The sequence below is a fragment of the Thermoclostridium stercorarium subsp. stercorarium DSM 8532 genome (assembly GCF_000331995.1).
Lineage (GTDB): Bacteria > Bacillota > Clostridia > DSM-8532 > DSM-8532 > Thermoclostridium > Thermoclostridium stercorarium.
This window is the reverse complement of the sequence record NC_020134.1, coordinates 599853-626253: the sequence shown is the minus strand read 5'-3', so window position 1 is coordinate 626253 and position 26401 is coordinate 599853. Positions and strand designations below refer to the sequence as shown.

The 26401-nt window shown below is 43.3% G+C and carries 26 protein-coding genes and 1 other annotated feature; of the genes, 5 read left to right on the top strand and 21 right to left on the bottom strand.

Annotated elements, in window-relative coordinates; all coding sequences use genetic code 11:
• The first annotated feature begins 9 nt into the window (after positions 1-9).
• Together CST_RS02790 and CST_RS13200 are read left to right on the top strand one after the other, a co-directional pair.
• Positions 10-2049, top strand: coding sequence for a thioredoxin domain-containing protein (locus tag CST_RS02790; RefSeq protein ID WP_015358308.1), 2040 nt, complete (start codon positions 10-12; stop codon positions 2047-2049).
• 189 nt (positions 2050-2238) lie between these two features.
• Entirely contained in the window at positions 2239-2400 is a 162-nt protein-coding gene (locus CST_RS13200) for a CDIF630_02480 family spore surface protein (protein ID WP_015358307.1), read from the top strand.
• A 32-nt stretch (positions 2401-2432) separates the two neighbouring features.
• On the opposite strand, the gene CST_RS02785 is transcribed toward CST_RS13200, so the two are convergent.
• The 5 genes from CST_RS02785 to ileS form a co-directional block, all read right to left on the bottom strand.
• Positions 2433-2864, bottom strand: coding sequence for a carbohydrate-binding protein (locus tag CST_RS02785; protein ID WP_015358306.1), 432 nt, complete (start codon positions 2862-2864; stop codon positions 2433-2435).
• A 237-nt stretch (positions 2865-3101) separates the two neighbouring features.
• Positions 3102-4097 carry a M42 family metallopeptidase gene (locus CST_RS02780; RefSeq protein ID WP_015358305.1) on the bottom strand — a complete coding sequence of 332 codons (996 nt, stop codon included), beginning with the start codon at positions 4095-4097 and terminating at the stop codon, positions 3102-3104.
• Between the two features lie 6 nt (positions 4098-4103).
• Positions 4104-5135 (bottom strand): M42 family metallopeptidase, encoded by a 1032-nt coding sequence (locus tag CST_RS02775; RefSeq protein WP_015358304.1) that lies wholly within the window; start codon positions 5133-5135, stop codon positions 4104-4106.
• Positions 5136-5195: 60 nt separating this feature from the next.
• Positions 5196-6242, bottom strand: coding sequence for a M20/M25/M40 family metallo-hydrolase (locus CST_RS02770; RefSeq protein ID WP_015358303.1), 1047 nt, complete (start codon positions 6240-6242; stop codon positions 5196-5198).
• An 84-nt stretch (positions 6243-6326) separates the two neighbouring features.
• On the bottom strand, positions 6327-9092 hold the full coding sequence (gene ileS, locus CST_RS02765) for an isoleucine--tRNA ligase (protein WP_041746526.1): 2766 nt from the start codon (positions 9090-9092) through the stop codon (positions 6327-6329).
• 98 nt (positions 9093-9190) lie between these two features.
• Positions 9191-9417: a binding site (T-box leader), on the bottom strand.
• A 192-nt stretch (positions 9418-9609) separates the two neighbouring features.
• Here ileS and CST_RS02760 point away from each other — a divergent pair.
• From CST_RS02760 to CST_RS02750, 3 genes are read left to right on the top strand one after another with little or no spacing between them, the layout of a single operon-like run.
• Complete coding sequence (locus tag CST_RS02760) at positions 9610-10482, top strand: ABC transporter permease (RefSeq protein ID WP_015358301.1); 873 nt, start codon at positions 9610-9612, stop codon at positions 10480-10482.
• Positions 10483-10494: 12 nt separating this feature from the next.
• On the top strand, positions 10495-11742 hold the full coding sequence (locus tag CST_RS02755; protein WP_015358300.1) for an FtsX-like permease family protein: 1248 nt from the start codon (positions 10495-10497) through the stop codon (positions 11740-11742).
• 2 nt (positions 11743-11744) lie between these two features.
• Positions 11745-12425 carry an ABC transporter ATP-binding protein gene (locus CST_RS02750; protein ID WP_015358299.1) on the top strand — a complete coding sequence of 227 codons (681 nt, stop codon included), beginning with the start codon at positions 11745-11747 and terminating at the stop codon, positions 12423-12425.
• A 44-nt stretch (positions 12426-12469) separates the two neighbouring features.
• Here the strand turns inward: CST_RS02750 and CST_RS02745 are convergent, their stop codons facing one another.
• The 16 genes from CST_RS02745 to CST_RS02670 form a co-directional block, all read right to left on the bottom strand.
• On the bottom strand, positions 12470-13582 hold the full coding sequence (locus tag CST_RS02745; RefSeq protein ID WP_015358298.1) for a toxic anion resistance protein: 1113 nt from the start codon (positions 13580-13582) through the stop codon (positions 12470-12472).
• 28 nt (positions 13583-13610) lie between these two features.
• On the bottom strand, positions 13611-14279 hold the full coding sequence (locus CST_RS02740) for a 5-bromo-4-chloroindolyl phosphate hydrolysis family protein (protein ID WP_015358297.1): 669 nt from the start codon (positions 14277-14279) through the stop codon (positions 13611-13613).
• Between the two features lie 232 nt (positions 14280-14511).
• Positions 14512-16218: a B12-binding domain-containing radical SAM protein gene (locus tag CST_RS02735; protein WP_015358296.1), complete on the bottom strand. Its 1707-nt coding sequence runs from the start codon at positions 16216-16218 to the stop codon at positions 14512-14514.
• A 145-nt stretch (positions 16219-16363) separates the two neighbouring features.
• Entirely contained in the window at positions 16364-17461 is a 1098-nt protein-coding gene (gene flhB, locus CST_RS02730; protein WP_242823583.1) for a flagellar biosynthesis protein FlhB, read from the bottom strand.
• Positions 17462-17518: 57 nt separating this feature from the next.
• Positions 17519-18304 (bottom strand): flagellar biosynthetic protein FliR, encoded by a 786-nt coding sequence (gene fliR, locus CST_RS02725; RefSeq protein WP_015358294.1) that lies wholly within the window; start codon positions 18302-18304, stop codon positions 17519-17521.
• 41 nt (positions 18305-18345) lie between these two features.
• On the bottom strand, positions 18346-18615 hold the full coding sequence (fliQ, locus tag CST_RS02720) for a flagellar biosynthesis protein FliQ (RefSeq protein ID WP_015358293.1): 270 nt from the start codon (positions 18613-18615) through the stop codon (positions 18346-18348).
• A 55-nt stretch (positions 18616-18670) separates the two neighbouring features.
• The gene (gene fliP, locus CST_RS02715) at positions 18671-19447 is read right to left on the bottom strand and encodes a flagellar type III secretion system pore protein FliP (protein ID WP_015358292.1); all 777 of its coding nucleotides are present in this window, start codon (positions 19445-19447) and stop codon (positions 18671-18673) included.
• Between the two features lie 6 nt (positions 19448-19453).
• Positions 19454-19987, bottom strand: coding sequence for a flagellar biosynthetic protein FliO (locus CST_RS02710; RefSeq protein ID WP_015358291.1), 534 nt, complete (start codon positions 19985-19987; stop codon positions 19454-19456).
• Between the two features lie 11 nt (positions 19988-19998).
• On the bottom strand, positions 19999-20358 hold the full coding sequence (locus CST_RS02705) for a response regulator (protein ID WP_015358290.1): 360 nt from the start codon (positions 20356-20358) through the stop codon (positions 19999-20001).
• A gap of 74 nt (positions 20359-20432) precedes the next feature.
• A complete protein-coding gene (fliY, locus tag CST_RS02700) occupies positions 20433-21593 on the bottom strand; it encodes a flagellar motor switch phosphatase FliY (RefSeq protein ID WP_015358289.1) in 1161 nt (386 codons plus the stop codon).
• A complete protein-coding gene (gene fliM, locus CST_RS02695) occupies positions 21594-22583 on the bottom strand; it encodes a flagellar motor switch protein FliM (RefSeq protein ID WP_015358288.1) in 990 nt (329 codons plus the stop codon).
• A 33-nt stretch (positions 22584-22616) separates the two neighbouring features.
• Entirely contained in the window at positions 22617-23144 is a 528-nt protein-coding gene (locus CST_RS02690; RefSeq protein ID WP_237266368.1) for a flagellar basal body-associated FliL family protein, read from the bottom strand.
• A 13-nt stretch (positions 23145-23157) separates the two neighbouring features.
• On the bottom strand, positions 23158-23379 hold the full coding sequence (locus CST_RS02685; RefSeq protein WP_034843275.1) for a flagellar FlbD family protein: 222 nt from the start codon (positions 23377-23379) through the stop codon (positions 23158-23160).
• Between the two features lie 91 nt (positions 23380-23470).
• Positions 23471-24874, bottom strand: coding sequence for a flagellar hook protein FlgE (locus CST_RS02680; RefSeq protein ID WP_015358285.1), 1404 nt, complete (start codon positions 24872-24874; stop codon positions 23471-23473).
• A 135-nt stretch (positions 24875-25009) separates the two neighbouring features.
• The gene (locus CST_RS02675) at positions 25010-25390 is read right to left on the bottom strand and encodes a TIGR02530 family flagellar biosynthesis protein (protein WP_015358284.1); all 381 of its coding nucleotides are present in this window, start codon (positions 25388-25390) and stop codon (positions 25010-25012) included.
• Entirely contained in the window at positions 25387-26400 is a 1014-nt protein-coding gene (locus tag CST_RS02670) for a flagellar hook capping FlgD N-terminal domain-containing protein (RefSeq protein WP_015358283.1), read from the bottom strand. The genes CST_RS02675 and CST_RS02670 overlap by 4 nt, the downstream gene beginning before the upstream one ends.
• Between the last annotated feature and the right edge of the window lies 1 nt (position 26401).

Below are 26401 nucleotides of genomic sequence, written 5' to 3'. Positions count from 1 at the left end.
TAATTAGTTATGACATTACCTGAAAAAGAATTAAGAAAAGCCAACAGACTTATAAACGAAAAATCGCCCTACCTGCTGCAGCATGCATATAATCCGGTAGACTGGTTCCCATGGTGTGATGAGGCTTTTAATAAAGCAAAATCCGAAAATAAGCCGGTATTTCTTTCAATAGGCTATTCCACCTGCCACTGGTGTCATGTGATGGAACGGGAAAGCTTTGAGGATGAAGAAGTGGCCGATATTTTAAATAAACATTTCGTGGCCATTAAAGTGGATCGGGAGGAACGGCCCGACATTGACCATATTTATATGACTTTCTGCCAGGCTATCACAGGTCACGGCGGCTGGCCGCTGACGATAATAATGACTCCCGACAAAAAGCCGTTCTTTGCAGGCACGTATTTTCCGAAAAACGACCGGCACGGTATGCCCGGCCTTGTTACAATACTTAAAAGCGCGCACAGAGCCTGGGAGGAAAACAAAAAGGATCTTGAGAGACTTGGTGAACAAATTTTAAATTCTGTTTATTCGGAAGACAATGATTATCAGCATGAAGTATTAAGTGAAACCATAATTGATGACATCTATAAACAGCTGGAAAGCTCTTTTGACCCCGTATATGGCGGATTTGGAAACGCACCCAAATTTCCCGCCCCGCATAACCTTCTTTTTCTGCTCAGATATTGGTATGCGACAGGAGAAAAAAAAGCATTGGAAATGGTGGAAAAAACCCTTGATTCGATGCACAAAGGCGGAATCTACGATCATATAGGTTTTGGTTTCTGTCGTTATTCCACCGACAGGAAATGGCTTATACCCCATTTTGAAAAAATGCTTTACGACAATGCCTTGCTGGCGATGGCATATTCCGAAGCATATCAGGCAACAAAAAAGGACAAATACGCCAGAATTGCAGCTGAGATTTACAAATACATCGAAAGAGATATGACGTCGCCTGAAGGCGCGTTTTACTCCGCCGAGGACGCGGATTCGGAAGGTGTTGAAGGATTTTTTTACACATGGACTTATGAAGAAGTAATGTCCGTCCTGGGCGACGAAGACGGAAAGCGTTTTTGCGGGATTTTTGACATCACTCCTTCCGGTAATTTTGAAGGGCGTAATATTCCGAACCTGATTAACGCCGATCCTTCGGACAGCGATTTTATCGAAATATGCAGAAAAAAACTGTTCGAAACACGGGAAAAGAGAATAAGGCCGTTTAAGGATGACAAAATCTTAACATCATGGAATGCACTGATGGCTGCTTCTTTAGCCGTTGGAGGCCGAATCCTTAAAGATATGAATCTCATAAACATGGCCAAAAAAGCAGTATCGTTCATTAAAGCCAAACTGGTACGTGAGGACGGCCGGCTTCTTGCACGTTACAGGGACGGAAGCGCGGACATTCCTGCATTTCTCGATGATTACGCTTACCTGCAGTGGGCTTATATTGAACTGTATCAGTCGACCCATGAGCCCGGATATTTAATTGATGCCGTGTCAATAAACGAGGAAATAAACGGGCTTTTTCTGGACGACGAAAAAGGCGGCTTCTTCTTTTACGGAAACGATGCCGAAAGGCTAATAACGAGGCCGAAAGACGCCTATGACGGTGCAATGCCGTCGGGCAATTCGGTGATGGCAATGAACCTTCTGAAACTGTCGCAAATCACCGGTGACTTAAGTTATTCAGACAGTTTTGAAAACCAGATTGACGCGTTCAGCGGTGAAATTTCCCAAAATCCTTTGGGATACGTCTACATGCTTACTTCTTTCCTTGGCTATATCCAGCCCGACCAAAGGGTATTTCTTGTTTCGGACGAATCTGAAAGCAGGCTTATGCCTTTTATCAATGTCATAAATGAAAATTATCGCCCGTTCACCGTATTAATTTTATATGGCAGCCGATATAAACGGCTTGAAGATGTAATTCCCCATATAAAGGATTATACGGCGCCTGCGGGAAAAACAGCCGCCTACGTATGTGAAAACTTTACATGCAATGAGCCGGTTTCGGATTTGGACGAATTTGCCCGGTTAATGTCATAAAGACATACGGTCTGCCACGGCAAGTGATATTGTAAATCCGTAAATTTTGGAATGCCTTAAAGAATGATACAACATTCCGGTATATTGGTTTTGCCTGTTATTTAATAAACAAATGTTTAATCTTTAAAAGTTTTGGTAAATATATAACACCTGATTTAAATAAAATATATGACCGTGAGGTGAACAGGTATGATAAGAAAACAGAAAAAACTTGATCCCGACAAGTTAAAAGAATGGCGCACTTTGGCAATAGCGGAGGTGCATGAGGAATTGCCTGAAACAAAGGTACCCATCCCGTCAGAAATGAATGTGGAAATAGAAAAGGAATTTGTTGACGAAAACCATAAATGAAGTGCATCTTAACCGATGCACTTGCTGTAAACTTACTGTACAAAGGTATAATTCATACCGCTGTTGTTGTCCCAGTTATTGGCTCCGTCCTTGAACGCAATATTTATGTTTTTGCCGGGTATTGCAGGTATGTCGGCCTGGAATGTGTTACCCACCCTGTTCATGCGGATTGTTTGCACGTTTTCCCAGTTGCTGTTGCTTCCATACCCCACTACGGTATATACGTCCTCTGCCCCGCATTTGGCAAGCAATCCGTCATATTTAACGCTTGCGCTGTGATCTGACAGCCTGGTTAAAATTACACCGTTGTTCCTGTAAGGCTGATAATCATATTCACTTATGTTTTCTGAAAATTCTTCCTTGAACTCCTTTATTTTATTTTCGGTTTTCCTGCCTGAATTTTGCTTATTTTTACCTTTCTTCTTTGAATTGGTCTCAAATAAAACATCGTCAAAAATACTCATATCCGTCCTCCTTTTAGTTTAAGGATACATAATTATTATGCGATCGAAAAATCATATTTATAATTAGGATATAAAGACTATAACTCTATTTTTGCACACAATTTCCATATATTGCATTGCAAATTAAAAAAAACTGTTTGCTTCAACAGGCAAAAGACTAACCTGTCAAAGCAAACAGACTATTTGCGCGGGCAAAAAGAATAACAGGAAGCAGTTGAAAGGATAATACCCAAAAACCTAAAGCGCCGGATTCATAACAAACGCTTCCAGTAGTTTAACGGCATTCAATGCGTCGTTTTTGTCCACCATTTCGCAAGGCCGGTGCAGATACCTGCAGGGTATTGAAACGGCACCTGCGGGAATTCCTCCCGCAGCGGTATGAATTGTTCCTGCGTCGTTTCCTCCGACGCTCATAACTTCAAGCTGGTACGGGATTCCGTTTTTCTCGGCGCATTCTATCAGCGCATTTTTCACCTTTGGATGGGAGATGGTCCTGTTGTCCTTTATCATCACCGCCGGGCCCTTTCCCAGTTCTATTGCCAATGGCCTGCATTCGGGTGTGTCGCCCGTATTCGTGACATCCACGGCGACGGCCACGTCAGGCTTAACGGCAAAAGCGGCAGGGCCTGCGCCGCGAAGCCCCACTTCCTCCTGTACGGTGAAGACAAAAATAATGTCGTTGGGGCAGTCTTCGATCTTTTCCATAAGTTTAATCAGAATTGCGCAGCCTATTCTGTCATCCAGCGCCTTTGATATAAACCTTCCGTTCTGTTCTATAGTTTCACCGCAGAAAACAGCCATATCACCGGGTTTGACACATTCCATCGTAATTTCCCGTTTGTTTGTCCCGATGTCAATATACATTCTTTCCAGCTTCAAATCTTTAAAATCGGTTATGTTTTCTTCATAGCAAACGCACCCGGTTATGCCGTTATGGAATTTTACCCGCTGTCCTGCGGCCACATACGGGTTAATCCCGCCAATGTTTGAAATGCGGATAAATCCTTTTTCATCAATATAAGAAGCCACCAGCCCGATTTCGTCCATATGGGCGGCAAGCATTATCCTTTTTCCCTTTCCCGAGCCCTTTTTCACCGCAATGAGGTTTCCGAGCGTATCGGTATAAACTTCATCAGCCCGTGAAGATATTTTTTCCCTTATTACATTTCTTATCTCGTCTTCCCGTCCTGAGGGTCCGTAAGCATTTGTAAGTTCCTTCAGCAATGATATCATGCATTTCTACCTCCCTAATGCTTCAGGCAATGTATGCAAAGACCTGCTTACCAGTTTCAGCATATTGTCCAGATCATTCAAATCAAGGACCGATACCGGCGAATGAATATAACGACACGGAACCGATACAACCAAAGTCCTGACCCCCGTACCCGATGTCTGTATTCTTCCAGCGTCATTTCCGCCGGACACCGTGTTTTTAATCTGATATCGAATGCCTTCCTTTTCAGCGGTATTTATAAAGTGATTAAAAAGCTCTCTGTCGGCCAGAGAAGTCCTGTCGGCAAAGCTTATTGACGGTCCCTTTCCCATTACCGTCGACGTTTCATGCTCCTTTACCTTCGGGACGTCAGCACAGGTTGTTCCCTCAAGCACAATGCCGATATCGGGCTTAACCCTGTTTGCCGCGACAAGTGCCCCTCTAAGCCCTATTTCTTCCTGCACAGTAAAACACGCATACAATTCAAACGGCCAGGTTTCCTTCAGAAGTTCCATAATTACCGCGCATCCCGCTCTGTCGTCCAGTGCCTTCGCCTTTATTTTTCCGTCGCCGAAAAAAACAGGCTCTGAGGCAAAGGCGACGTAATCGCCGGTGCTGACAAGCTCCTGCGCATTTTCCCTGTCCTTTGCGGCTATGTCTATATAAAGGCTTTTGATTTTTACGACGCTCTCCCTTTCGCTTTTGTCCTGCAAATGGATGGACTTATACCCGATTACGCCCGGAATTTTATCCTTTCCCACACGCACATGCTGACCAATCAGAATACGGCTATCCACGCCGCCGACGGGGGAAAATTTAAGTTTTCCGTCGTCGGTTATATAATTGACCATAAAACCCACTTCGTCCATATGCGCGGCAACCATTACCCTCAGATTGCAGTTCCCATTGCTTCTGCCTTTTACAATCAGGTTTCCGATATTGTCCACATAATACTTCAGCGATTTGTCGGGAAGGTTTTGTATTATAAAATTGCGTACGTTCTGCTCATTTCCTGATATGCCGTCAAGCCATGTAAGTTCGGCAAGTTTTTGTCTCATATCAAAATACCCCTTCCGGTAGCCTTATTCCATGCTTTTAATGTTTTGCGAACCCGATATCTATTCAAACTCTTCGCTTTTTTTCAATATATCCCCCGAAACATACCTTGCCACAAGTACGGCCGCATTTTCCAAATCCTGCAATGAAATCAGCTCGGCGGTTGTATGCATGTACCTCAGAGGTATTCCCACCTCAACCGTCGGAACACCGGTCCGGGATACCTGAATGGCCCATGCTTCGGTGCCCGGGTTTCCGGGCTCTATGCAGCGCTGTGTAGGTATCCGTTCCCTTCTGGCGGTTTCAAACAAGGCAACGGTATACTCACTGTGAAATGCAGGGCCGACACCCACCGGAACTCCTTTATTCAGGGGAAAACACTGGGATTTGTCGGCATCGGGCATGTCTCCATGGCATACGTCAATAACCACCGCCAGGTCCGGTTCCAGGGAATACGACGAGGCAACCGCTCCCAAAAGCCCTGTTTCTTCCTGAACAGTCGCTATTACATATATATCATTCGGATGCTTTATATTCCTCAGTTCCTTAAGGATTAACACAAGTGCCGCCACCCCTGCGCGGTTGTCAAGGCTTCTGCCGGCCACACACCGGTTCTTCATTTCAGCCACCGAGGCGACGACCGTTACGGGATCGCCTACCGAAACCTTTTGCTTTATAACATCATCCGTGTAGCCCGTGTCGATAAAAAGTTCGTTTATGCTCACATTTTTATTTGTTTCGTCATCCTTTAAAAGATGCGGTGGCTTTGCGCCTATAACACCGTAAACTTCTTCCCTGCCGTGAACAATCACCTCACGGGCAAGCAGGGCTTTTGTATCCACACCTCCGAGATTGGATATCCTTAAAAATCCTCCCTTTTCAAACCCGGACACGATCATTCCTATCTGATCATAATGGGCGGTGATGATAATTTTCCCCGGTTTATCCGAAGTTCCTTTTTTGTATCCTGTTACGTTAAAGAAATCATCCACATAAACTTCATCGCAATACGGCTCGAAAAGGGACTTTAACTTCTCTGCTGCCAGATGCTCGCTCCCAACCGGTGCATTCAAATCGCAAAGCTGTTTGACCAAAGTAACCGTATCCATGCCACACACTCCTTATATTTCTCAGCGGGACATCATTAAAACCGGGACAACGTTCCGTTATCCCGGTCTAAAGTTATTTCGCCATTATCCGAGTATTTCAGCGCAACGGCTGCAAAGTGTGGGATATTTTTCATTTTTTCCAACCGTAGGACTGTATACCCAGCAGCGCTCACATTTTTCGCCTTCCGCCCTTACGATTGTGATTTCGATATTCTGGGCCTTCGGATCCTCCTCAACAACCGTATTTGAAACAATGAATATCATGGACAGAAGGTCCCTGTTTTCCTGCAGGAATTTATAGTCATCGCCCGACGCCTTAAGGCGCACTTCAGCTTCGAGGGATGCACCGATAACCTTTTCATTTCTTGCGTTCTCCAGCGCCTTCAATACATCATCCCGTATTTCAATAAGCCTGTTCCATTTCTGTTCAAGCCCGGGATTGTCATATTCAGGATTCACAACCGGCCAGCTGTTCAGCTGGATGCTTTCAGGATTATCGCCCTTCCTGTGGGGGAGGTACTTCCAAATCTCCTCACTCGTGAAAGCCAATATGGGGGCGAGTAATCTTACCAGCGAATCCAGAATAATGTACATTGCCGTCTGTGCGGATCTGCGTTTCTTGTCATCGGGACTGGAAACATACAGTCTGTCCTTCAGCACGTCAAGGTAGAAATTGCTCATATCCACAACGCAGAAATTATGGACGTTATGGGTGAAACTGTGGAATTCGTACTGGGAAAATGCGTCTTCCACTTTCCTTATTAAACCGTTCAGGCGCATTAACGCCCATTTGTCAATCTCTTCCATTTCATTATAGGGCACCATCATTGTTTCAGGATCGAAATCCGAAATATTGCCCAGGATAAACCTTGCAGTATTGCGTATTTTTCTGTAATTTTCCGCCAGTTGTTTTATAATGTCGTTCGATATGCGTATATCGGTTTTATAGTCTGAAGAAGCAACCCAGAGCCTTAAAATGTCAGCTCCGTACTGGTTGACTATATCCATCGGATCTATTCCGTTTCCAAGGGATTTTGACATTTTCCTTCCCTGTCCGTCAACCACATAACCGTGGGTTAAAACCTGCTTATACGGAGCCATTCCTTTTGTTGCAACCGCAGTCAGCAGTGATGACTGGAACCATCCGCGATGCTGGTCGCTGCCTTCAAGATACATGTCGGCAGGCCATGAAAGCTGTGGATTGGTCTCCAGAACGGCGGCATGGGATGATCCCGAATCAAACCATACGTCCATTATGTCGGTTTCCTTTCGGAACGTGCCGTTGCCGCACGAACATTTGATATGGGCAGGCAGTATTTCGGACGCGTCCTTTTCAAACCACGCGGTTGAGCCTTCCTTTTCAAACAAAGTCTTCACCGCTTCAATCGTCTCACTGTTAATCAGTTCCTTGCCACATGCAGTGCAGTAGAAAATCGGAATGGGCACGCCCCACATTCTCTGGCGTGATATACACCAGTCGTTCCGCTCTGCGACCATTTTGGATATGCGTTCTTCGCCCCACTCGGGGATCCACCTTACCTGCTTGATTGCTTCAAGAGCTTCTTTTTTGAAGCTTTCGACCGAAATAAACCACTGTTCGGTCGCACGGAAAAGAATTGGCTGTTTGCATCTCCAGCAGTGCGGATACTGGTGCTCAATAACCTGATCTGCGAATAATGCCCCTGTTTCCTTAAGGTGCTTAAAGATTTCCTTGTTCGCCTGTTTATACGTCAAACCTGCAAACTGCCCCGCCTCTTCGGTTAAAACGCCTTTTCCGTCCACGGGAACAATTACTTTCAGTCCCTCGTACTTCCTGCACACTTCAAAGTCTTCAACACCGTGACCGGGAGCGGTATGGACACATCCGGTACCGGCGTCAAGGGTAACGTGATCTCCCGTAATTACGAGAGAATCCCTGTCAAGGAACGGATGCCGGCATACCATATATTCCATTTCGGCACCGGTAAGCTCGCCGATTATGCTGTAATTTTCTATACCCGCCACTTTCATTGTAGCTTCGGCAAGTTCCTTTGCCATTATATAGTTTTCATTCCCGGCTTTTATAACCGCATAAACAAAATCCGGGTTCACCGCAATGGCCACGTTGCCGGGAAGTGTCCATGTGGTGGTGGTCCAGATGACAATATATGTGTTGTCAAGGCTGTCCACAATTCCCTTAAGTTTTCCTTTGTCATCCTTTAACGCAAACTTAACATAAATGGACTGGTTTTTTTCCTCCATATACTCAATTTCGGCTTCAGCAAGCGCGGTTTCGCAGCACGGACACCAGTAAACCGGCCGGAGCCCTTTATAAATGCATCCGCGTTCGGCCATCTTGCCGAATACTTCTATCTGCTTTGCTTCAAATTGCGGAAGCAGGGTTATATACGGGTGTTCCCAGTCGCCGACAACCCCGAGTCTCTTGAATGATTCCCTCTGAATGTCAATGTATTTCCTGGCGATACCTTCGCACGCCGTTCTGAATTTAACCGGCCCCACCTCGTGACGGTTGAGCCCCAGTTCGTCTATAGCCCTGTTTTCGGTAGGCAGCCCGTGAGTATCCCACCCGGGCACATACGGGGCGTAATAACCTTTCATGTCATAGTACCGTACGATGATATCCTTCAATACCTTGTTTAACGCGGTCCCAAGGTGGATATCACCGTTTGCGTAAGGCGGCCCGTCGTGCAGAACGAATTTGGGATGCCCTTCATTTCTTTTCAGGCGTTTGTTGTAAATGTCGTTTTCATACCAGCTTTTCATTATTTCGGGTTCTTTCTGGGGCAAATTCGCCCGCATCGGAAAATCGGTTTTCGGTAAATTGAGTGTCTGTCCGTAATCCACTTTCATTCCTCCATTTATCTGAAATTTTCTTAAATTCAACAGGTTTGCAAACTGTGGGTAAAACCCGCGCCAATTCCGGTCTATATTAAAAAAACCTTTCATCCTTATGGGACGAAAGGCATAAAAACCTACGCGGTACCACCCAAATTACAGGCATAAACGCCTGTCACTTGTGCGGGGGATAACGGCCCCTGCCGTCTCACCTACTCCCTTGCGGTTTCAGCTTGAAGCTACCGGAGGATTTTCAGCCGGAATAACCTGCAAAGCTTCCACCTGACCTTTGCTCTCTGTAAGGATCTTCCTGCTTACTCGTTCCGGTCATTGCTTTTTACCCTATTTTGAACCATATTATACATGAATTTTTTAATAAATGTCAAGCCGCTTCAAGCACTATTTCAGCTTTCAGCGGCCAGTATTTCATAAAGTTTACGAATTATATTTACATGACAAACTTGAACGTACAAAAGTTTTAAACTATACTCATAAACAGTATTCACGGATAATATATACAGGGAGTTCGGCTATGAAAAGGAAATTTTTGTTCGCCGACATTGCACTGAATATAAGCATCGTAGTTTTCTTTCTGTCAGTTGCCGCAGTGGTTAGAATCAGCGGTAAACTCAGCGAAATGAACAAGCTGAACAGAGGCTATTACAGTTCACACAGGCAGGCCTTTACATTGAATAAAAAAACAGGCACATTTGATGATATTAAAAAGATATATTCAAAATGTATGGCCGGCACGATCCTATACAAGGAACTGAGCCGTCTTGAAGATTTACGCGGGGTTCTGGTGAAAGGAGACATAGATGCTCCTCCCGTTATGGAAGGAAGGTTTTTTAACGAAAACGATTTTTACAGCAACAAGCACATAGCCGTAGTCGGTGTTAAGCAAAAAGACAGGGTGTATGAAAAAAACGGCGGTTTCTTTATAGACATCGGCGGCCACCCGTACGAGGTTATCGGTATAGCCGGAACCGGATGTTCATTACTGGATTATACCATATATATCAATCTTGACAGCCTTTCAGAGGTTGACAATGAGGCCGGGCTGTTTTACCTGGACGGAATATCCGGTGATGTTGTAAACAAATCCATAGAGGAGCTTAAAGATGGCATAAATGTTATCAATTTGGATAATTACGGCATAATCAATATATTTTTCGGCGATATACCAGATCTTATAATTTTAATGTGTATCTTAACATCATTTTTATTGTCCTGTCTATTCTTTACATATTTCTGGTTCTACTCACATAAAAAACTGCCTGACGTTATGAATATAATTGGCATGAGCAGGGGGCAGATAGCCGGGGAAATATTCCGCGAATATGTCAAAACAATACTTCCGGCTATTTTTACGGCTATTGTTGTCATGATGGGATTGGTTCTATAGGGGTGCATGGACATGAAGAAATTGTTTTATGTTTTCTTTACAGTGCAGTTAACCGTCTTTCTGATTATTGCAGAGTTACTCTCATTTTACATATATGTGTCTGTCCCGTCGTTCAATAACATTAAGGACTTTTCAAATCACAATATATACAGACTGACTGACAATTTCCTGGGAGAAAAGGAAAATGAGCTTTTTGAAAATAAAATCGGCTTTCAGCTCCTTTCAGAGTTCAATAAAGAAATTTCAAACAGTCCGTGCTTTGAATACTATGAAATTGATACAACCAATATCTATATTCCAAAATTTGAAGGGGATGAAATTTTCGTAAGCGGGTATGAACATGGCCGTCCGCAGCCCTCAGCCAAGATATCGGCGGATGGAAACAGTCTGGAATTAAGTTGCATTAAGGCACTGCATTTGTCTGAAAATGTGTTCAGCGACTTTAATATCAGGCTTGAAAGCGGAAGGATGCTCAACTCAGAAGATTTTTTATACGAAAAAGATTCCGTCCTTCCGGTTCTTTTGGGAAGTTCCTACAAAGGCATCTTTAAAATTGGGGACCTGATAGATACCTATAATGTTTACGGAAATATAAGATGTGAAGTGGTAGGGTTTTTGCAAAAAGGAAGCAGCATAGCAATAAGTCAGGGCAGAATTTTTTACCTGGACAGATACATCATATTGCCGTCATTCAGAATTAACCGGCCGCCCCAAACCGAAAGCGAAAAACGGGCATTCATATATAAATACCTGATGAAAAACGGCGGAATTATTAAATCCGAGTATGATTTAAAAACCGTGTCTGAGGAAATCGCCAGAATTGAAAAAAAAGTGGGGCTGAAAAATAATTCATATGTTTTGATAGGACAAAAATTTGCTGACAGTATATTCAACATGACTGTACGGGAAATCATAGTTTTACTGCTATGCTTCACTGCCGTAACGGCCCTGCTTCTTGTTATATCGCTGTATGCGCTTGTCAAAGTTTTTATAGAAAAAAACATTAATTTTCTGGCCGTGCACCTCCTGTGCGGTGCAGAAAAAAAAGACCTGTACTTGATTATACTGCGTGAATTTTTGATTCCTTCGGGATGTTCACTGATATTATCTTTACTGCTACTTGAAATACTGTTTGGAATCTTTGACCCTTTCATATTCCTAACTGCAGCCTGCATATCACTGATTCTTGTTTCGGTGACGGCTGCCTGCAGCTTCGGCAAACATGCCACGATAGACAAGCTACTAAGGAGAGAAGGGTAAAAATGATAATCAAATGCGAAAATCTGGTGAAAAGGTATAAAACAAAGTATCACGCAACTGAGGTTTTCAACGGTGCCGGTCTGGAGATTGCACACGGTGATTTTGTGGGTATTATGGGAAGAAGCGGTTCGGGAAAAACAACATTGCTGAATATATTGGGTTTCCTGGATGTTCCGGACAGCGGCAGTTATATATTTAACGGCACCCTTGTGGATTTTCGAAAAGCCCGGAATCTAAATTTGTTGAGGCGAAGGAACATAGCTTTTGTGAGACAGGATTACGGATTAATCAAAGAATACAATGTAGCCTACAACATTTCCCTGCCGTTGAAATACCTGAACAAAAGCAGGGATGAAATAGAGTGCGAAGTTGAGAGAGTCTCACGATTACTCGGCATAAAGGATAAACTCATGAAATTCCCGTCGGAATTGTCCGGCGGGGAATGCCAGCGTGTTGCAATAGCGAGAGCAATCATAAGCAGGCCTTTGGTGATTTTGGCGGATGAACCCACCGCATCGCTGGACATGGAGAATGAAAATAATGTTATTGACATTTTCAGGAAAATAAACTCGCAGGGAACCACGGTAATTATCGCCACCCCTGACAATAACATAGCACAGAAATGCAACACCGTATTTTTAATCGAGCGCAATAAAATTATTAAAAAAATGGTTAAAAAATGAACTAAAAAATGCCTCCTGCATTATGTCCGCAGGGGGCATTTTCATTATATGTCCTTTACTTCCATCAGTTTCTGCTTGAGCTCGTTTTCCATATTCTTGAGCTCGGCTTCCACCTGCATGCGTTTCTCGCGGCCTTCCTTCTGAATTCTGAGGGTTTCCTCAATTGTCTCGATTAAATCCCTGTTCACTTTTTTAAGCGTTTCGAGCTCGACTATACCCTTTTCGGATTCTTTTGCCACTTCAATAGAATTTGTTTTCAGAAGTTCGGAATTCTTGGTCAGCAGTTCGTTGGTCGTGCGGTTAACCTCGCTCTGAAGCTTCAATGCCTTTTCCTGCCTGAACAGCGTAATCGCAATGATTATCTGATTCTTCCACAGCGGTATTGTATTCAGAATCGAGCTCTGAATTTTTTCCACCAGCACCTGATCATTGCTTTGGATCAGGCGTATCTGCGGAGCCGTTTGTATTGCAATCATCCTGCTCAGTTTCAGGTCGTGAAGCTTTTTCTCGAAACGGTTGGCAAGGCTTAACATATCCTTAACTCTCTGTGCATCTGCCGGATCACCGCTTTCCTCCGCCTTTTTCTTTAACTCGGGAATTATCTTGTCATTTATTTCCGAGAGTTTCAGCGAACCGGCAAGAATATAAACGTCCAGCTCGCGCATGTATTCAATATTCTTTTCGTAAAGCCCGTCAAGCAGGGCGATATCTTTTAAAAGCTGCATCCTTGCCTTTTCCAGTTCATTTATTATTCTGTCTATATGAACGCTTATTTTTTCATATTGACCTATGAATTTCTTGGCCCTTGATTTAACCCCGCCGAACATCCTGCCGAAAAGACCGTCATTCTGGCTGAGGCTGTCCACATTAAGCTCATTGACTTTCGCCATTAGTTCGGTCAGTATATCCCCTACGCGCCCGCTGTCCTTAGCCCGTATCTGGGAAAGGACGGTATCGGAAAAGCTTGAAATATTGCTCTGGGCCTGTACACCGTATTGCAAAATAGCCTGGGAATCGGTAATGTCAATCGCATTCTTTATCTCCGTAACCCGCTGCTGTTCTTCAGGTGTAAGCGACTGCCATATTTTCATCTCGTCAAGAACCTGTTCCTGCGCCTGCGTATTTGTGTTTGTCAGCGAATTTGTCACCGTCTCCATATTTATTTCCTCCTCAAGAAATTTTTATTTAAATTCCTTCTCTTTTTATTGTATTTTGCAATACTCTGATCTCGGCTTCAAGATCCAATACATCATTTTCGGTAAGTTTTTTGAGATGATTTCTGAAGGAATCCTTAATCAGTACCAGCGTACTTTCCACATCCTTCAGCGTTTTTTTTGCTTCATCGGAAAGATAAGACGTGTTGCTCAGTTCATAATACTTGGAAACAATCCGTTCGGTGGTGTCAAGGTAATACAGTAAAAAGCGGCGGGATTCCTTGATGTCTCTCGGATCTTTCAGGAAATTGTCAAAAATGTCATTGGCAATTGAGCATATTTCCAGAACATCAACCCTTACCGTGTGGTTCATTATCTTAAGACCTGTCTCTTCAATCCTGTTTACCTGCTCCTTGCCTTCGCGTACAATTCTCTTAAGTTCGCCTCTGGTGACTCCTTCACAGACAAATTCATCGTCTCCGGGAGCGGGTATCACCTTTTTCCTGTTTTTAGGGGGCTTAAGCTGTGTTTTTTTCGTCTCCTTAGTCTTCCGGTCGGGCGAAAACATCAGCATGCCGCCGAGAAAAGACAGCCCCCCGGCCAATATTGCGGCAGGCAGGGAACTGTGAAATCCTTCCAGAAAAAGGGCCAAAAAGGTTAAACTGATGATCGTAGAAAGTATAAATCTTAATGCCTTCATCCTTACATCTCCATATCCTTCCGGAATTTTTTATAATGCAAAATTCAAATGAGCAGTAATCAACATTTCAACTTTGCAATATATAATACGCCAATTATTTTGATAAGTATGCAGCGTTACCGAACTCAGCAAATAAAAATCTGGCTTTTTCCCGCATAATATCAGTATTTGGACTACTTTTCCGCAGATATCATTTATATTATACCACACGAAATCTTTATTTGCACCTGAGTCATTCCATTCCTAAAGGATATGATTTCGCCAGCCCCGTAACCGGTGAAATGTCCCCGAAATCAAAAACCATAAGTCCGTTTGGCAGGAATTCCGATTTATTTTCAAACTTGAATTCTGAAATGTAAATCTGATGCCAAATCTCGTTCAGCGATTTGAACTTAAGCCTTGGAAGCATGTCTTTAAGACGGTTCTGATGCTGACTTATCAGCTTCTCTTTTTCTTTCCTGAGGCTGTAATCATTTTTTTGCAGGAACTCGGGAAGAGTCGGCCTTTTCATCGAGCTCAGATAATCATATCTCAAACTTTCGGCAATATCATTGGCAATAAAAGGGTATTCCTGCTTTACGTAATCATACAAAATCCAATAAAGCTCACCTGCGCCGACTGACCTGTCAAGATAGCCCTTTTGCCTCATATAAGAGGAAAGTTTTTCGTAAAATGCGAAGGGTTCACCCAGTGCATAATAAAGTATTTTCATTGTTAACATAAACCTGCCGGAGTTATAAAAAAGCTCCAGGCATTCTTCAATATCCTTAAGTCTGACAAGCTCCGCAGGCGAAATATAGCTGTTGCCAATAATCTCGTAAGGAGGATAACTTCGGTAGCAGATTCCGAACCGTTCCGCCCTGTTTTTCAGTTCCGATCCCCTCAGAAGTTTTAAAAAGCCCAGCTGAAACCGGTGAGCAAACAGGGAATAAACCCGGTTAAACGAAATTCTGAAATTCCCATAACTTTCATAGGGAAGACCCGCTATCAAATCCACATGGACATGAATATTTCCAAAAAATATAAGCCGCTTTAAGGCATCAAAGGCTTTTTCAGTATTGTCGGGCCTTTGAACGGCGGAAAGGGTGTTCCGGTGCACCGACTGAATTCCCGCCTCAACCTGAACCAGGCCTTCCGGCATTTTTTCAAGGCATTTAAGCATGTCATCGGTTAAAAGGCCGGGATCAATTTCAAAATGAAAAACCATCCCTTTATCCCTGAATTTAAGGATATATTGCCAGATATTCAGCGCCCTTTCCTCATTGCAGTTAAACGTCCTGTCGACAAACTTTATGATTTCAGAGCCGCTTTCCGACAATATTTCAATTGCCTCATAAACTTTTTCCAGCGGAAAATACCGTACCCCTTTTGTAACCGATGATATGCAGTAGGCACACCTGAACGGACATCCGCGTGATGCTTCTATATACGCTATCCTGTTTTTCAATGAGCCCTTCTCTATCATTGTGTAGGGCAAACGCAAGTTTTCAAGATTTTTTATTTCGGAATAACTTTTAAGCCACTGAATTTCCTCCGGTCCCGGCGTTCTGCCGTCCTTAATCAAATTCAGAAGCCACGGGAGCTTTTCTTCGCCCTCCCCTGCGATGATATAGTCCACATTCCTGTTTTCGGCAAGCAATCCCCCGTTCTCAAAGCTTACTTCAGGCCCTCCCGCAATTATAATAATACCGGGCATGGCTTTTTTAAGATCATCACTAAGTTTTGAAACAACCTCTATATTCCAGATATAGCACGAAAAGCATACAACGTCGGGATTTTCGGATATGATCCTTGAATATATGCGGTTTATCGGCTCGTTTACCGTAAATTCCAGTATTTCGGTATTCCCAATGCCACTGCATGCAGCCTTTAAGTACAAAACAGCCAGATTTGTATGGACAAACTGGGAATTTATCGCCACAAGCAATGTTTTCATCATCATTCTCCTTTTAAATTTTCCCGCCCAATTCCTTACTGTTTATTTATAACCACCGTGTTTTTCAGATAGCCTTTGCAACAAAAGCTATCACGCGCAGGATTTAAACATCGCCTTCTGCCCCGATATTAACCGGATATGTAAAAAATTATGCCTGAGCAGGAGCTTTGCCTTTTAATCTGTATACAAAAGCAAGGATTTCAGCCACGGCCTGGTACAGTTCAGGCGGTATCTGCTGCCCTATTTCCACGTTTTTATACAGTGCCTGCGCCACTTCCCTGTTTTCAACTATTTCCACACCGTGTTCCTTTGCCACTTCCTTAATACGCATCGCAATATAGTCCTGTCCCTTCGCGATTACGACAGGCGCTGGCGCTTTGTCGGCATCGTACAGAATTGCCACGGCATAATGGGTGGGGTTTGTGATTACCACATCAGCTTTCGGTACTTCACTTAACATTCTGCGGGTTGAAATTTCCCGCATTTTACTGCGTATCCTTTGTTTTGTTTCAGGATTTCCTTCGGTTTCCTTGTATTCTTCCTTAACCTCCTGCTTTGTCATTCTCAAATCCCGCTCATACTGCCACCACTGATACAGAAAATCCAGCACCGCTATCGCAACCATGCACAGACAAATCTTGATCGCGACGTTTATCGATGTGGACACAATATAACCCGCCGCCTGCAGCAAATCCAGATTCATAAGCCTTGCAATGTTATTTGTCTCAGCCTGAATGCTTTTCCACGCCACAACGCCAATTATAATTATTTTTAATATCGCCTTTAAAAGTTCAATTAACCCTCTTAATGAAAAAATTCTCTTTACCCCGTTAATCGGATTTATCCTGCTGAGTTTGGGCTTCAGCGGTTCCGTGGTAAACAGCGAACCGACCTGGGCATAACTTGAACCAACACCGGCAACCAACGACACCGCAAAAAACGGGCCGACAATTTTAAGCAGCTGCAGCATGGTTAAACCCAAAAGCCCCATTATTTCATTAATGGAGCTTGCATTGAAATTTATCGCCAAATTCATGCTTGCCCTGAAAAGCGCCGATGTCTGATTGTATATAAATTCTTTCAGCGCCTTGATTGTGAGAAACACAAACAGTAAGACCAGAGCGGAAGAAATCTCCCTGCTGTACAGAACCTGACCTTTTTTTCGGGCATCCTTCCTTCTTTTCGGAGTTGCCTTCTCGGTTTTCTGACTGTCGGCAAAAAGCTGTAAGTTGACTCTTATCGGCACTCTGCTTTTACTGAATTGTGCTGTAAATTTTTTACTACCGGCGGATCTCAAAAAAACTCATTCACCCCTTATAATTCCCAGAAATTTCACAATCTCGTCCTGCATACCGCCCATCAGTACATGGACGACACTCCTGAATGCCGCAATTGTGACGGTAATTACAAAAAAACCCACGAGTATTTTCAGCGGCAGTCCGACAATAAAAACGTTAACCTGAGGGACGGCTTTCGCTATAATTCCCAGCGCCATGTCTGTTATCAACAGTGCTGCAGTTATCGGAGCGGCAATTTTAAAGCCCACTGAAAACACCGATGTAATGATATCTGCCGCAAAATCCACCAGTGACTGTCCGATAACAATTTTACTCCCTATCGGAAACAGTGTGAAGCTTTCACACAGTGTATAAATAAGAAGGTGATGTCCGTCTATCGCAAGCATCATAAGAGTCGCCAGAATATAATAAAAATTTGCGGTGACGGGTATCTGGATATTCGTCAGCGGATCAAAGACATTGACCATGCCAAAGCCCATATGCATGTCGATAATCTGACCTGCAAAATATATTGAAGTTGTAATCAGGTATGATATATAACCCAATATCAGGCCTATAAGAAATTCCTTTATTACCAGCAGAAAGAAAGACAATAAACTGGAATATTGCCCCAAATCGGGCATCGGTATTGCACTGGAAATAACAATCGCAAGCAAAAAAGAAAAACCGATTTTATAATAAGCCGGTATATCCCTTCTGCCGAAAATCGGAGATACAACAAACAAGCCGGTAACACGGACAAATATCAATAAAAAAACATCCCATAAATCGAGCAATGCATCAAAATCCATACCGGTCTCCCTGCAATCGTCAGTCGGTAATCAACAATAGCCTAATAGTATATAAATCTTAATATATTCTCATAGATCCTTAACGTAAATTCCTTTAAAGTGGTCATAAGCCATGAACCAAATATAAACAGGGAAAGGAAAACGGCCAGAATTTTAGGAACAAAGGAAAGAGTCTGTTCCTGAATTTGAGTTGTAGCCTGGAATATGCTTATTGCCAAACCAACTATTAAAGCCACTCCTAAAAGGGGTGCACACAATTTGATTATAACCAGCACCGCATCCCTTGCAAGGTCCAAAACCAGCTGTTCCATAGCAAACCTCCGTCATGCGAAACCCGGAACTTCGCCCTCTCTGTGTCGGATCCCGTTATCCGAAAGATTGGACAATAGTTCCTATCACGAGATTCCAGCCATCCACCAGTAAAAACAGCAATATCTTAAAGGGCAGCGAGATCATTACCGGCGGAAGCATCATCATTCCCATTGACATCAACGTACTTGCAACCACCATGTCAATTACAAGAAAAGGTATGTACAGCATAAACCCCATTTTGAACGCCGTAGTCAGCTCACTAATCATAAATGCCGGAATAACTACCTTCATCGGTAAATCCATCAGGTTTTCGGGCTCCTCTATCCGGGCGATGTTGGCAAACAGCGCCAGATCCTTTTCCCTCACCTTGGCCTTATTCAGCATAAAATCCTTCATGATATAAGATGCTTTGTCAATCGCCTCTTCCAAAGTTATTTCATTTTCCGACAAAGGTTTTAGCGCCTGTTCATTCAAATCACTCAGAACCGGCGACATAATAAAAAAGGTGAGAAACAGAGCCAAACCGATAAGGACCTGATTAGGCGGCATCTGCTGAGTTCCCATTGCGTTTCTTAAAAAAGAAAGCACGACAATAATCCTTGTAAAGGATGTCATCATTATTATTATTGACGGAAGTACCGACAGTACCGTCAGAAAAAGCAACAGCTTTATGCTGTCCGTAACATCTTCCGGATTATCGGAAGCAGTTATGGTAATTCCATCATTTGAAATGGTTATTCCAGGCTGCGCGTTTGAATTAATATTAAAAACAGTTGTTAAAAGCAATATTACCAGTACCGAAAAAAACAGTTTTTTCCCTTTTACGCACATAACACCTTAAACTTCCTTATCGAAGCTTTTTTCCTGCATTTTTCTAAGTCTCTCTATATTCTCCCTCATTGTTTCATTTCTGTCGGGAGTTTCTTCTTTCTGACTGTTTTGGGGACCCGTCCTTGTTTTTTTCAAATCTTTGCCGACATATTTGTCAAAAATCTCACGGAAATTAAAAGCCGTTTCTTTTTCTTCATTATCCTGCTCTTTTTCAGCAGTTTCGTCATCAATCTCCACTTTGGCCACCGTCTGAAAATCCTTTTTGCCCAATAAAAACAGGAAATGTTCCTTCCCCACTTTTACAAGAACCAAATGTTTGTCCAGTCCAAAACTTACTCTGTCTACAACTTTTATATATTTTGATTTTCCGGCAACAGAAAACTTTTTGCCTATATAGCGCGAGGCCACATAGGCAAGATAAAGCACACAGCAAAATATAAGGAAAATACCTAACAGTTCAAGCATCTGACCTGCACTGCGGGTATTCTCCTGTATGCCGCCCGATGATAAGCATACTGGCAAATACAGCAATTCACTCATTTTTAATTATCCTATCCAACAACCTTTTTGACTGCCTCCAATACCCTGTCGGCCTGGAAAGGTTTTACGATAAAATCCCGTGCTCCTGCCTGAATTGATTCTATTACCATAGCCTGTTGTCCCATGGCGGAACACATGATTATCTTTGCATCGGCATTAATCTTCTTGATTTGTTTAACAGCCTGAATACCGTCCATTTCAGGCATGGTAATATCCATAATCACCAAGTCGGGCGAAAGCTCTTTATATTTTTCAACTGCCTTTAAACCGTTTTCAGCTTCACCAACCACATTGTAGCCGTTCTTCACAAGTATGTCCTTAATCATCATTCTCATAAAAGCCGCATCATCCACGATCAGTATATTAGCCATACCCTGAATCCTCTCCTTGCAATATTTAAACAGTCAATAATATTTTATTTGCAAAATCAAATAAATTCAATCTTTTAAAGCCTTTTTGACGGATGAACTATATCGGTAATTCTTACACCGAAGCTTTCATCTATAACAACTACTTCACCTTTTGCAATATTTTTACCGTTAACAAGTATATCTACCGGTTCACCCGACAGCTTGTCCAGTTCAATAATCGTTCCCTGACCAAATTCAAGTATTTCCTTGATTGTCTTCGTGGTTCTGCCCAGTTCAACCGTAATCTGAAGTGGCACATCCATCAGCAGACTGATGTTCTGCGACCCAACCTGCATCGGCCCTGAATCAAAAGACTGAAACTCCGCAGGTCTCACGTTTACAATCGGTTCATCCGACTGCTTCGTGCCGGGTGAAGCATAATAATTGTTTTGTTGTGCGTCGTGGGTTTGCTGCATAGTGTAAGTTTCCTGCTGAACCGCACGCGAAGCACCAGCTCCTGTTGTATTCTGTTCCGATTTTATTGTTTTCACCTCCCGGTTACCAATCTGTGTATTTATAAGATTAGCAACCATTTCCTTTGCAAACTCAATGGGCAATAACTGCATCATTGAACTGTCAATCAGATCACCGACTTTTAAAGTAAAACCTACCATTACCACTTCCTGCTTTTTGTCAAAACGGATTTTGTCAATGTCCTCTGCAAAATGTACCAGTAACGATTCGGGTGGCGAAATCTCCACTCTTTTGTGAAACATTGACGACAACGATGTCGCAGCAGAGCCAATCATCTGATTCATTGCCTCACTTATGGCGCTGAGGTGCAAATCGGTTATTTCGGTACTGTCATCCACTATTCCGTTACCGCCCATCATAAGGTCGGTAATAACCCTTACATCATGTTCTTTTATAATCAGCAGATTATCTCCTATTATGCCGTCAGTATACTTTATTTTTACCGCAACATAAGGCTCAGGATATTGCTTTGAAAGCTGCTCCCACGTTGTAACCGAAACTTTCGGAGTTGTTATTGTCACCTTTTGTCCCAGCAACATATAAAGCGTGGTCGCTGAGGTCCCCATACTTATATTTCCAATCTCACCCAAAGCATCAATTTCTTCGGCGGTGAGTATGTTTCCCATTTTGTTATTATCATAGTTAGAGTCAGTATCATCACCAATGTCAAACGTACCGCTCAGCAGCGCATCAATCTCAGCCTGGGAAAGCATGTCTCCCATTTATTCGTCCTCCCTTCTGACTACCCCGGTCACTTTAACTGCAATCTTCTTGTTTTTAACCCCGGGTTTACCGTTAAATTTATGCAAAGGACCTACCAGCACCTGAATATCCCCATCTACACGTGTATCCAGCTGTAAAACGTCTCCCACCTGTAATTCCAGAAACTCAGCTACAGTAAGGGTGGTTCTGCCAAGAACCGCAGTTACGGGAATTTGGGTTTGCTCTACCTTTTTCTCAATGGACAGTTTGGTTTCTTCATCGGTTTCCTTTTCTATTATTGAAAACCATATTTTCGTGCTCAGCTTGTCCATCACCGGCTCCATTACCATATGCGGTATGCAAAGGTTCATAAATCCTTCCACTTCGCCGACTTTTACATTAAACGTTGCAAGGGCTACCATTTCAGTGGGATTTATTATCTGAACAAACTGTGCGTTGGTCTCAATAACGCTGAGAGTAGGGTGCACTTCCACGACGTTTTCCCACGGTTCCCGCATATATGTCAGCATCTGGGATATTATCCTCATGAGTATCGCGATTTCTATTTCGGTAAAACCACGAACTTTTTCAATCTTGTTACCGCCTTTGCCACCAAGCACTCTTTCTATAAGCGCATAGGCGAGCACAGGAGATATATCAAGGATAATATTGCCGGGCAGCGGATTAAAATTTATAATAGCCAGAACTGCCGGATTTGCTATGGAGTTTGTAAATTCAGAGAACTGCACCGCTTCCATGGATATTACGTCAATCTGAACCAACGTTCTCAAATATCCCGAAAGAAAGTTGGTTATCAGCCTGGCATAGTTCTCCTGTATAATCTGCAATGTACGCAAATGTTCCTTTGCGAACTTGCTTGGACGTTTAAAATCATGCTTTTTAACTTTCTTTTCCTGTTTATTGTTTTTAAGTTCATTGGCATTTATTTCACCGGCAATCAGCTGTGCCAATAAATCGTCTATTTCGCTCTGGGATAATATGTCCCCCAAACTACTACCTCCTTTTGGCGGTTAAAGCCTGTCTTACTGTGGAAGAATATTCAGCGTAACCTTGTATATTATTTTCTGCTTGGCCTGCTTATTCTCGTTCAGAATATTATTGAAAATCTCCATAAGTTCTTCTCTTGCTTTGGAGCGGAATTCAGGAGCTTTTGCTTCGGTATAGGTTATATTTGCAAAATAGTCTCCCACAGCCTGCTCAAGTTCACTTTTATACAGCGAGATCAGGTTATTGATCCTTTCTTCATTCTTGCGTTTCTCACCCACATCGCATTTGATCGAGATGGAAACCAGCGCGATAGAATCCGGACGATCGGGTTCGTCCTTTAACGCAAACACCTTTTCCTCGCCGCCAAATAATTTAAACTCAGCCAGTTCGTCATCAGCAACATACCGGTCGCTGATTTCGGTACTGACTACAGTGGCTTTCTGATTTTTCATATTGGGATATGATATAAACAAAAAAATTATCAAAACTGCCAACGCCAGAGAAAGCACAGCAATTATTGACAGTAAAACGGTATATACGCCCTTCTTTTCCAATCGGTACACCCCTTATGAAAGATTACTTGTCAACGTCTGTTACGACAATATCACTAACATCACGAAACATAATTTTCCTTTTATATTCTATCACTTTCCGGACAACCTCTTCAACCTTTTCGGCAACAACATACTTTCTGCCGTTCGTAAGCGTAATCACGGTATCCGGGGTTGCCTCGACTGTTTCAATCCACTCACAGTTCAGTATAAACGCTTTATTATTAAGCCGGGTAACTTCAATCACAATAATCACCAGCCCAGTATCAAATATCCTGTACGGTAACGGAAACCGGAGTTCCATGCCGGTTTTCCGTTACCCGTCAGTATGTAAGGATTTACCTCTTCAGATTGGCCAGTTCCTGAAGCATTTCGTCCGAAGCTGTTATAACCCTGCTGTTTGCCTGGAAGCCACGCTGAGTTATAATCATTTCGGTAAATTCCTGGGCCAGATCCACGTTCGACATCTCCAGTGTTCCGGGATTCAGGCTTCCTGCGCCTTCGGTACCGGGTTTCAGTGCTCTTGTGAAATCACCGGAGTTTGACGTGGCAATAAACAGGTTGTTTCCCATTCTTTGCAGGCCTGCGGCATTGTCAAATACCGCAATTGCCACCATTCCCAAAGGCTGTTGTTTTCCATTGCTGTATACTCCGACAATCACACCGTCGGAACCTATGCTGAAAGCTTCCAGCGTCCCCGGCGGATAACCGTCTACCTGAGTGGGTTTTACGGAACTGTCGGTAGCGTACATCGTAAGTTTTCCCAGGTTGAGCTCAAAAGTAAAGGAATCGGTTCCGACGCTTGGATCAGGCGTAACTTTTATTTGAGGAGTAACGCTGTAATTACTGTCATCGGTTATAATTTTTCCTTTGCTGTCGAATTTTATATATCCGGAAGCTGCGCTGTCGCCGCCGCTGTCACCAAAACCTGCTCCGGATGCCGAGATCCTGTAATACCATATGGTCTGAGGTGAACTGCCGCTTGTGTCCACATAGGTCTTCCAAAAACTTATATTCAGTTTGTATTCATTTCCGAGGGCATCGTACACCGATAAAGGAACTATAAAATGCGCATCGTAGTTTTTGCCTTCCCCGTCTTCGGGAATTTGGTCTCCGTTGGTGTCAATTATCTGGCCATTGTTTGAGTTTATGGTGGTATTCGTAGCATCGAGGTTCCCTGCCAGTACCGCCTGGGTTGTAGCCTTTGCGGCAAGCACCCGTTTATTCAGGTTGTATTCGTCTTCATAAAGGTTTATCGGAGTGAGTTCTTCCTCGGTATCAAAAATATAGTTTCCGTTGTCATCCACGGTGTATTTCTGCCAGCCCAGTACGTTTAAACCATCTGCGGTAACAAGGTTTCCGAGTTTGTCAATTGTAAAATTGCCTGCACGGGTAAACATATACGTACCCTCATTGCCGTTTCGTACTATAAAGAAACCTTCACCGTCAATCGACAAATCCGTGGGATTATCGGTACGCTGCAGGCTTCCACGTGTCATAAGCGTATCTATTGAATTCACATTCATTCCAAGACCAATCTGAACCGGATTTGTTCCTCCTCTGCCGGTATCCGGGTCCGGCGCACTTGCTCCGGAAACCGTCTGGGCGAATATTTCGGCGAAGGTAACCCGGCTGGCTTTAAAAGCGACTGTATTTACATTGGCAATGTTATTACCAATTACATCCATTTTCGTCTGGTGAGCTTTCAAGCCTGATACGCTTGAAAACATCGAACGCATCATAATGAATCCCTCCCAAGGTTCCCGTTTCTTCTGTCAGTCCGAAACGGCCAGCCTCCCTCGTCGGGTCCGGCTGTTTCAGAACCTTTTATTCTATATATCGGTTATTTTGTAGCTAAATGTTAATGAAGACACAAATTAATCGGTAAATACGGCTCCGTCAATATTGGTGAATACATTTTCCCTCATTTCACTGCTGTTTAATGCGGTTATTACCGTCCTGTTCCTCACATTCACCACAAAAGCCATCTGATCCATTACTACCAGCGTATCCCTGACACCTTTTGCATCAGCTTTGTCTACTGCTTTTGCAAGTTTTTCCCGCTGGGCCTCGGTAAGGTGCAAATTTCTCATTTGCATACGCATCTGCGCATGCTTTGAAATTTTTATGCCGCCGTTCAGGCTTTCATTGAGAATGTCATGAAAATTTCCCGCTGTCTGTAAATTTGGGTTTTTACGTATTTCACCCGAAGATGTCAGTGAAGGTATACCCTGAACAGGCCTGTTGTTATAAATCATAGCCCGGCGCCTCCCGTTTCACCTGTTTCTTCAGGTAATTCACCTTCCGGCCCGCTCACGGCAGATTCGCCCGAGACATTTTCACCATTATCTCCATTTTCGGCTGATTCATTCGGCAGTTTTGATTCCACCGATCTTAAGGTCTCAAGAATTTGTTTCAGGAGCTGCTGTTCGGGTGAAACCAGATCCACCTTCTCGGTGGACAAAATATCCTTCACCGCGACACGCACGTTATCGAGTATAACGTGGTAACAGCCATTGTTTTCATCTTTTACGCCTTCCCTGAGTATGCCTTCAAGCTTTATTTTCTGGCCGGTTTGCGCATCCTTTGCGGTAAACTTAACTGTTTTTCCCTTCATTCCGTTAAGGTAAGCCTCTTCGCTTTCATATGCCCCTTTATCAATATCGGTAACGCTGAGAATCACTTCATCAAGGGTTGCGTAAACGCCGTCCGTGTCTTTTTCTATTCTCGCCACAATGCCTTCAAGTTCATACGGATCATCGCCGTTAACAAGTACAGTTTTTACGGTGCTCAGCATCCCCAAATAGGCGTTATACTTCTCCAGTTCCACATCTCCGTATTCATTCGGATTTCGAGACACATACGTTATATTATCCAGCGGAACATCATAATCGCCCACTACAAGGTAAACCTTTCCCGCCTGGGATTTTACCGATGTTACTTCACCGCTTACATACCTCACCTGTCCGGTGCTTTCATCAGTCACCGTTGCGGTAATATATTTTCCCAGCAGCGAAAAGCCCATTGAATAGGAAAAAGACTGGTTCAGGTTCTGCATCTGTTCAAGAGCGCTGAACTGAGCAATCTGAGCTATAAAATCCTGATCTTCCATCGGTTCCAGCGGGTTTTGGTATTTAAGCTGCGTAATGAGAAGTTTAAGAAAAGCGTCCTTTCCCAGTTCGTCGGATACTTCACGGGTGGAACTGCTGTTGTTCGAATTAATAATTTCTTCAATGTTGGCCTGTCTGATTGAGCTAACTTCTGCCATA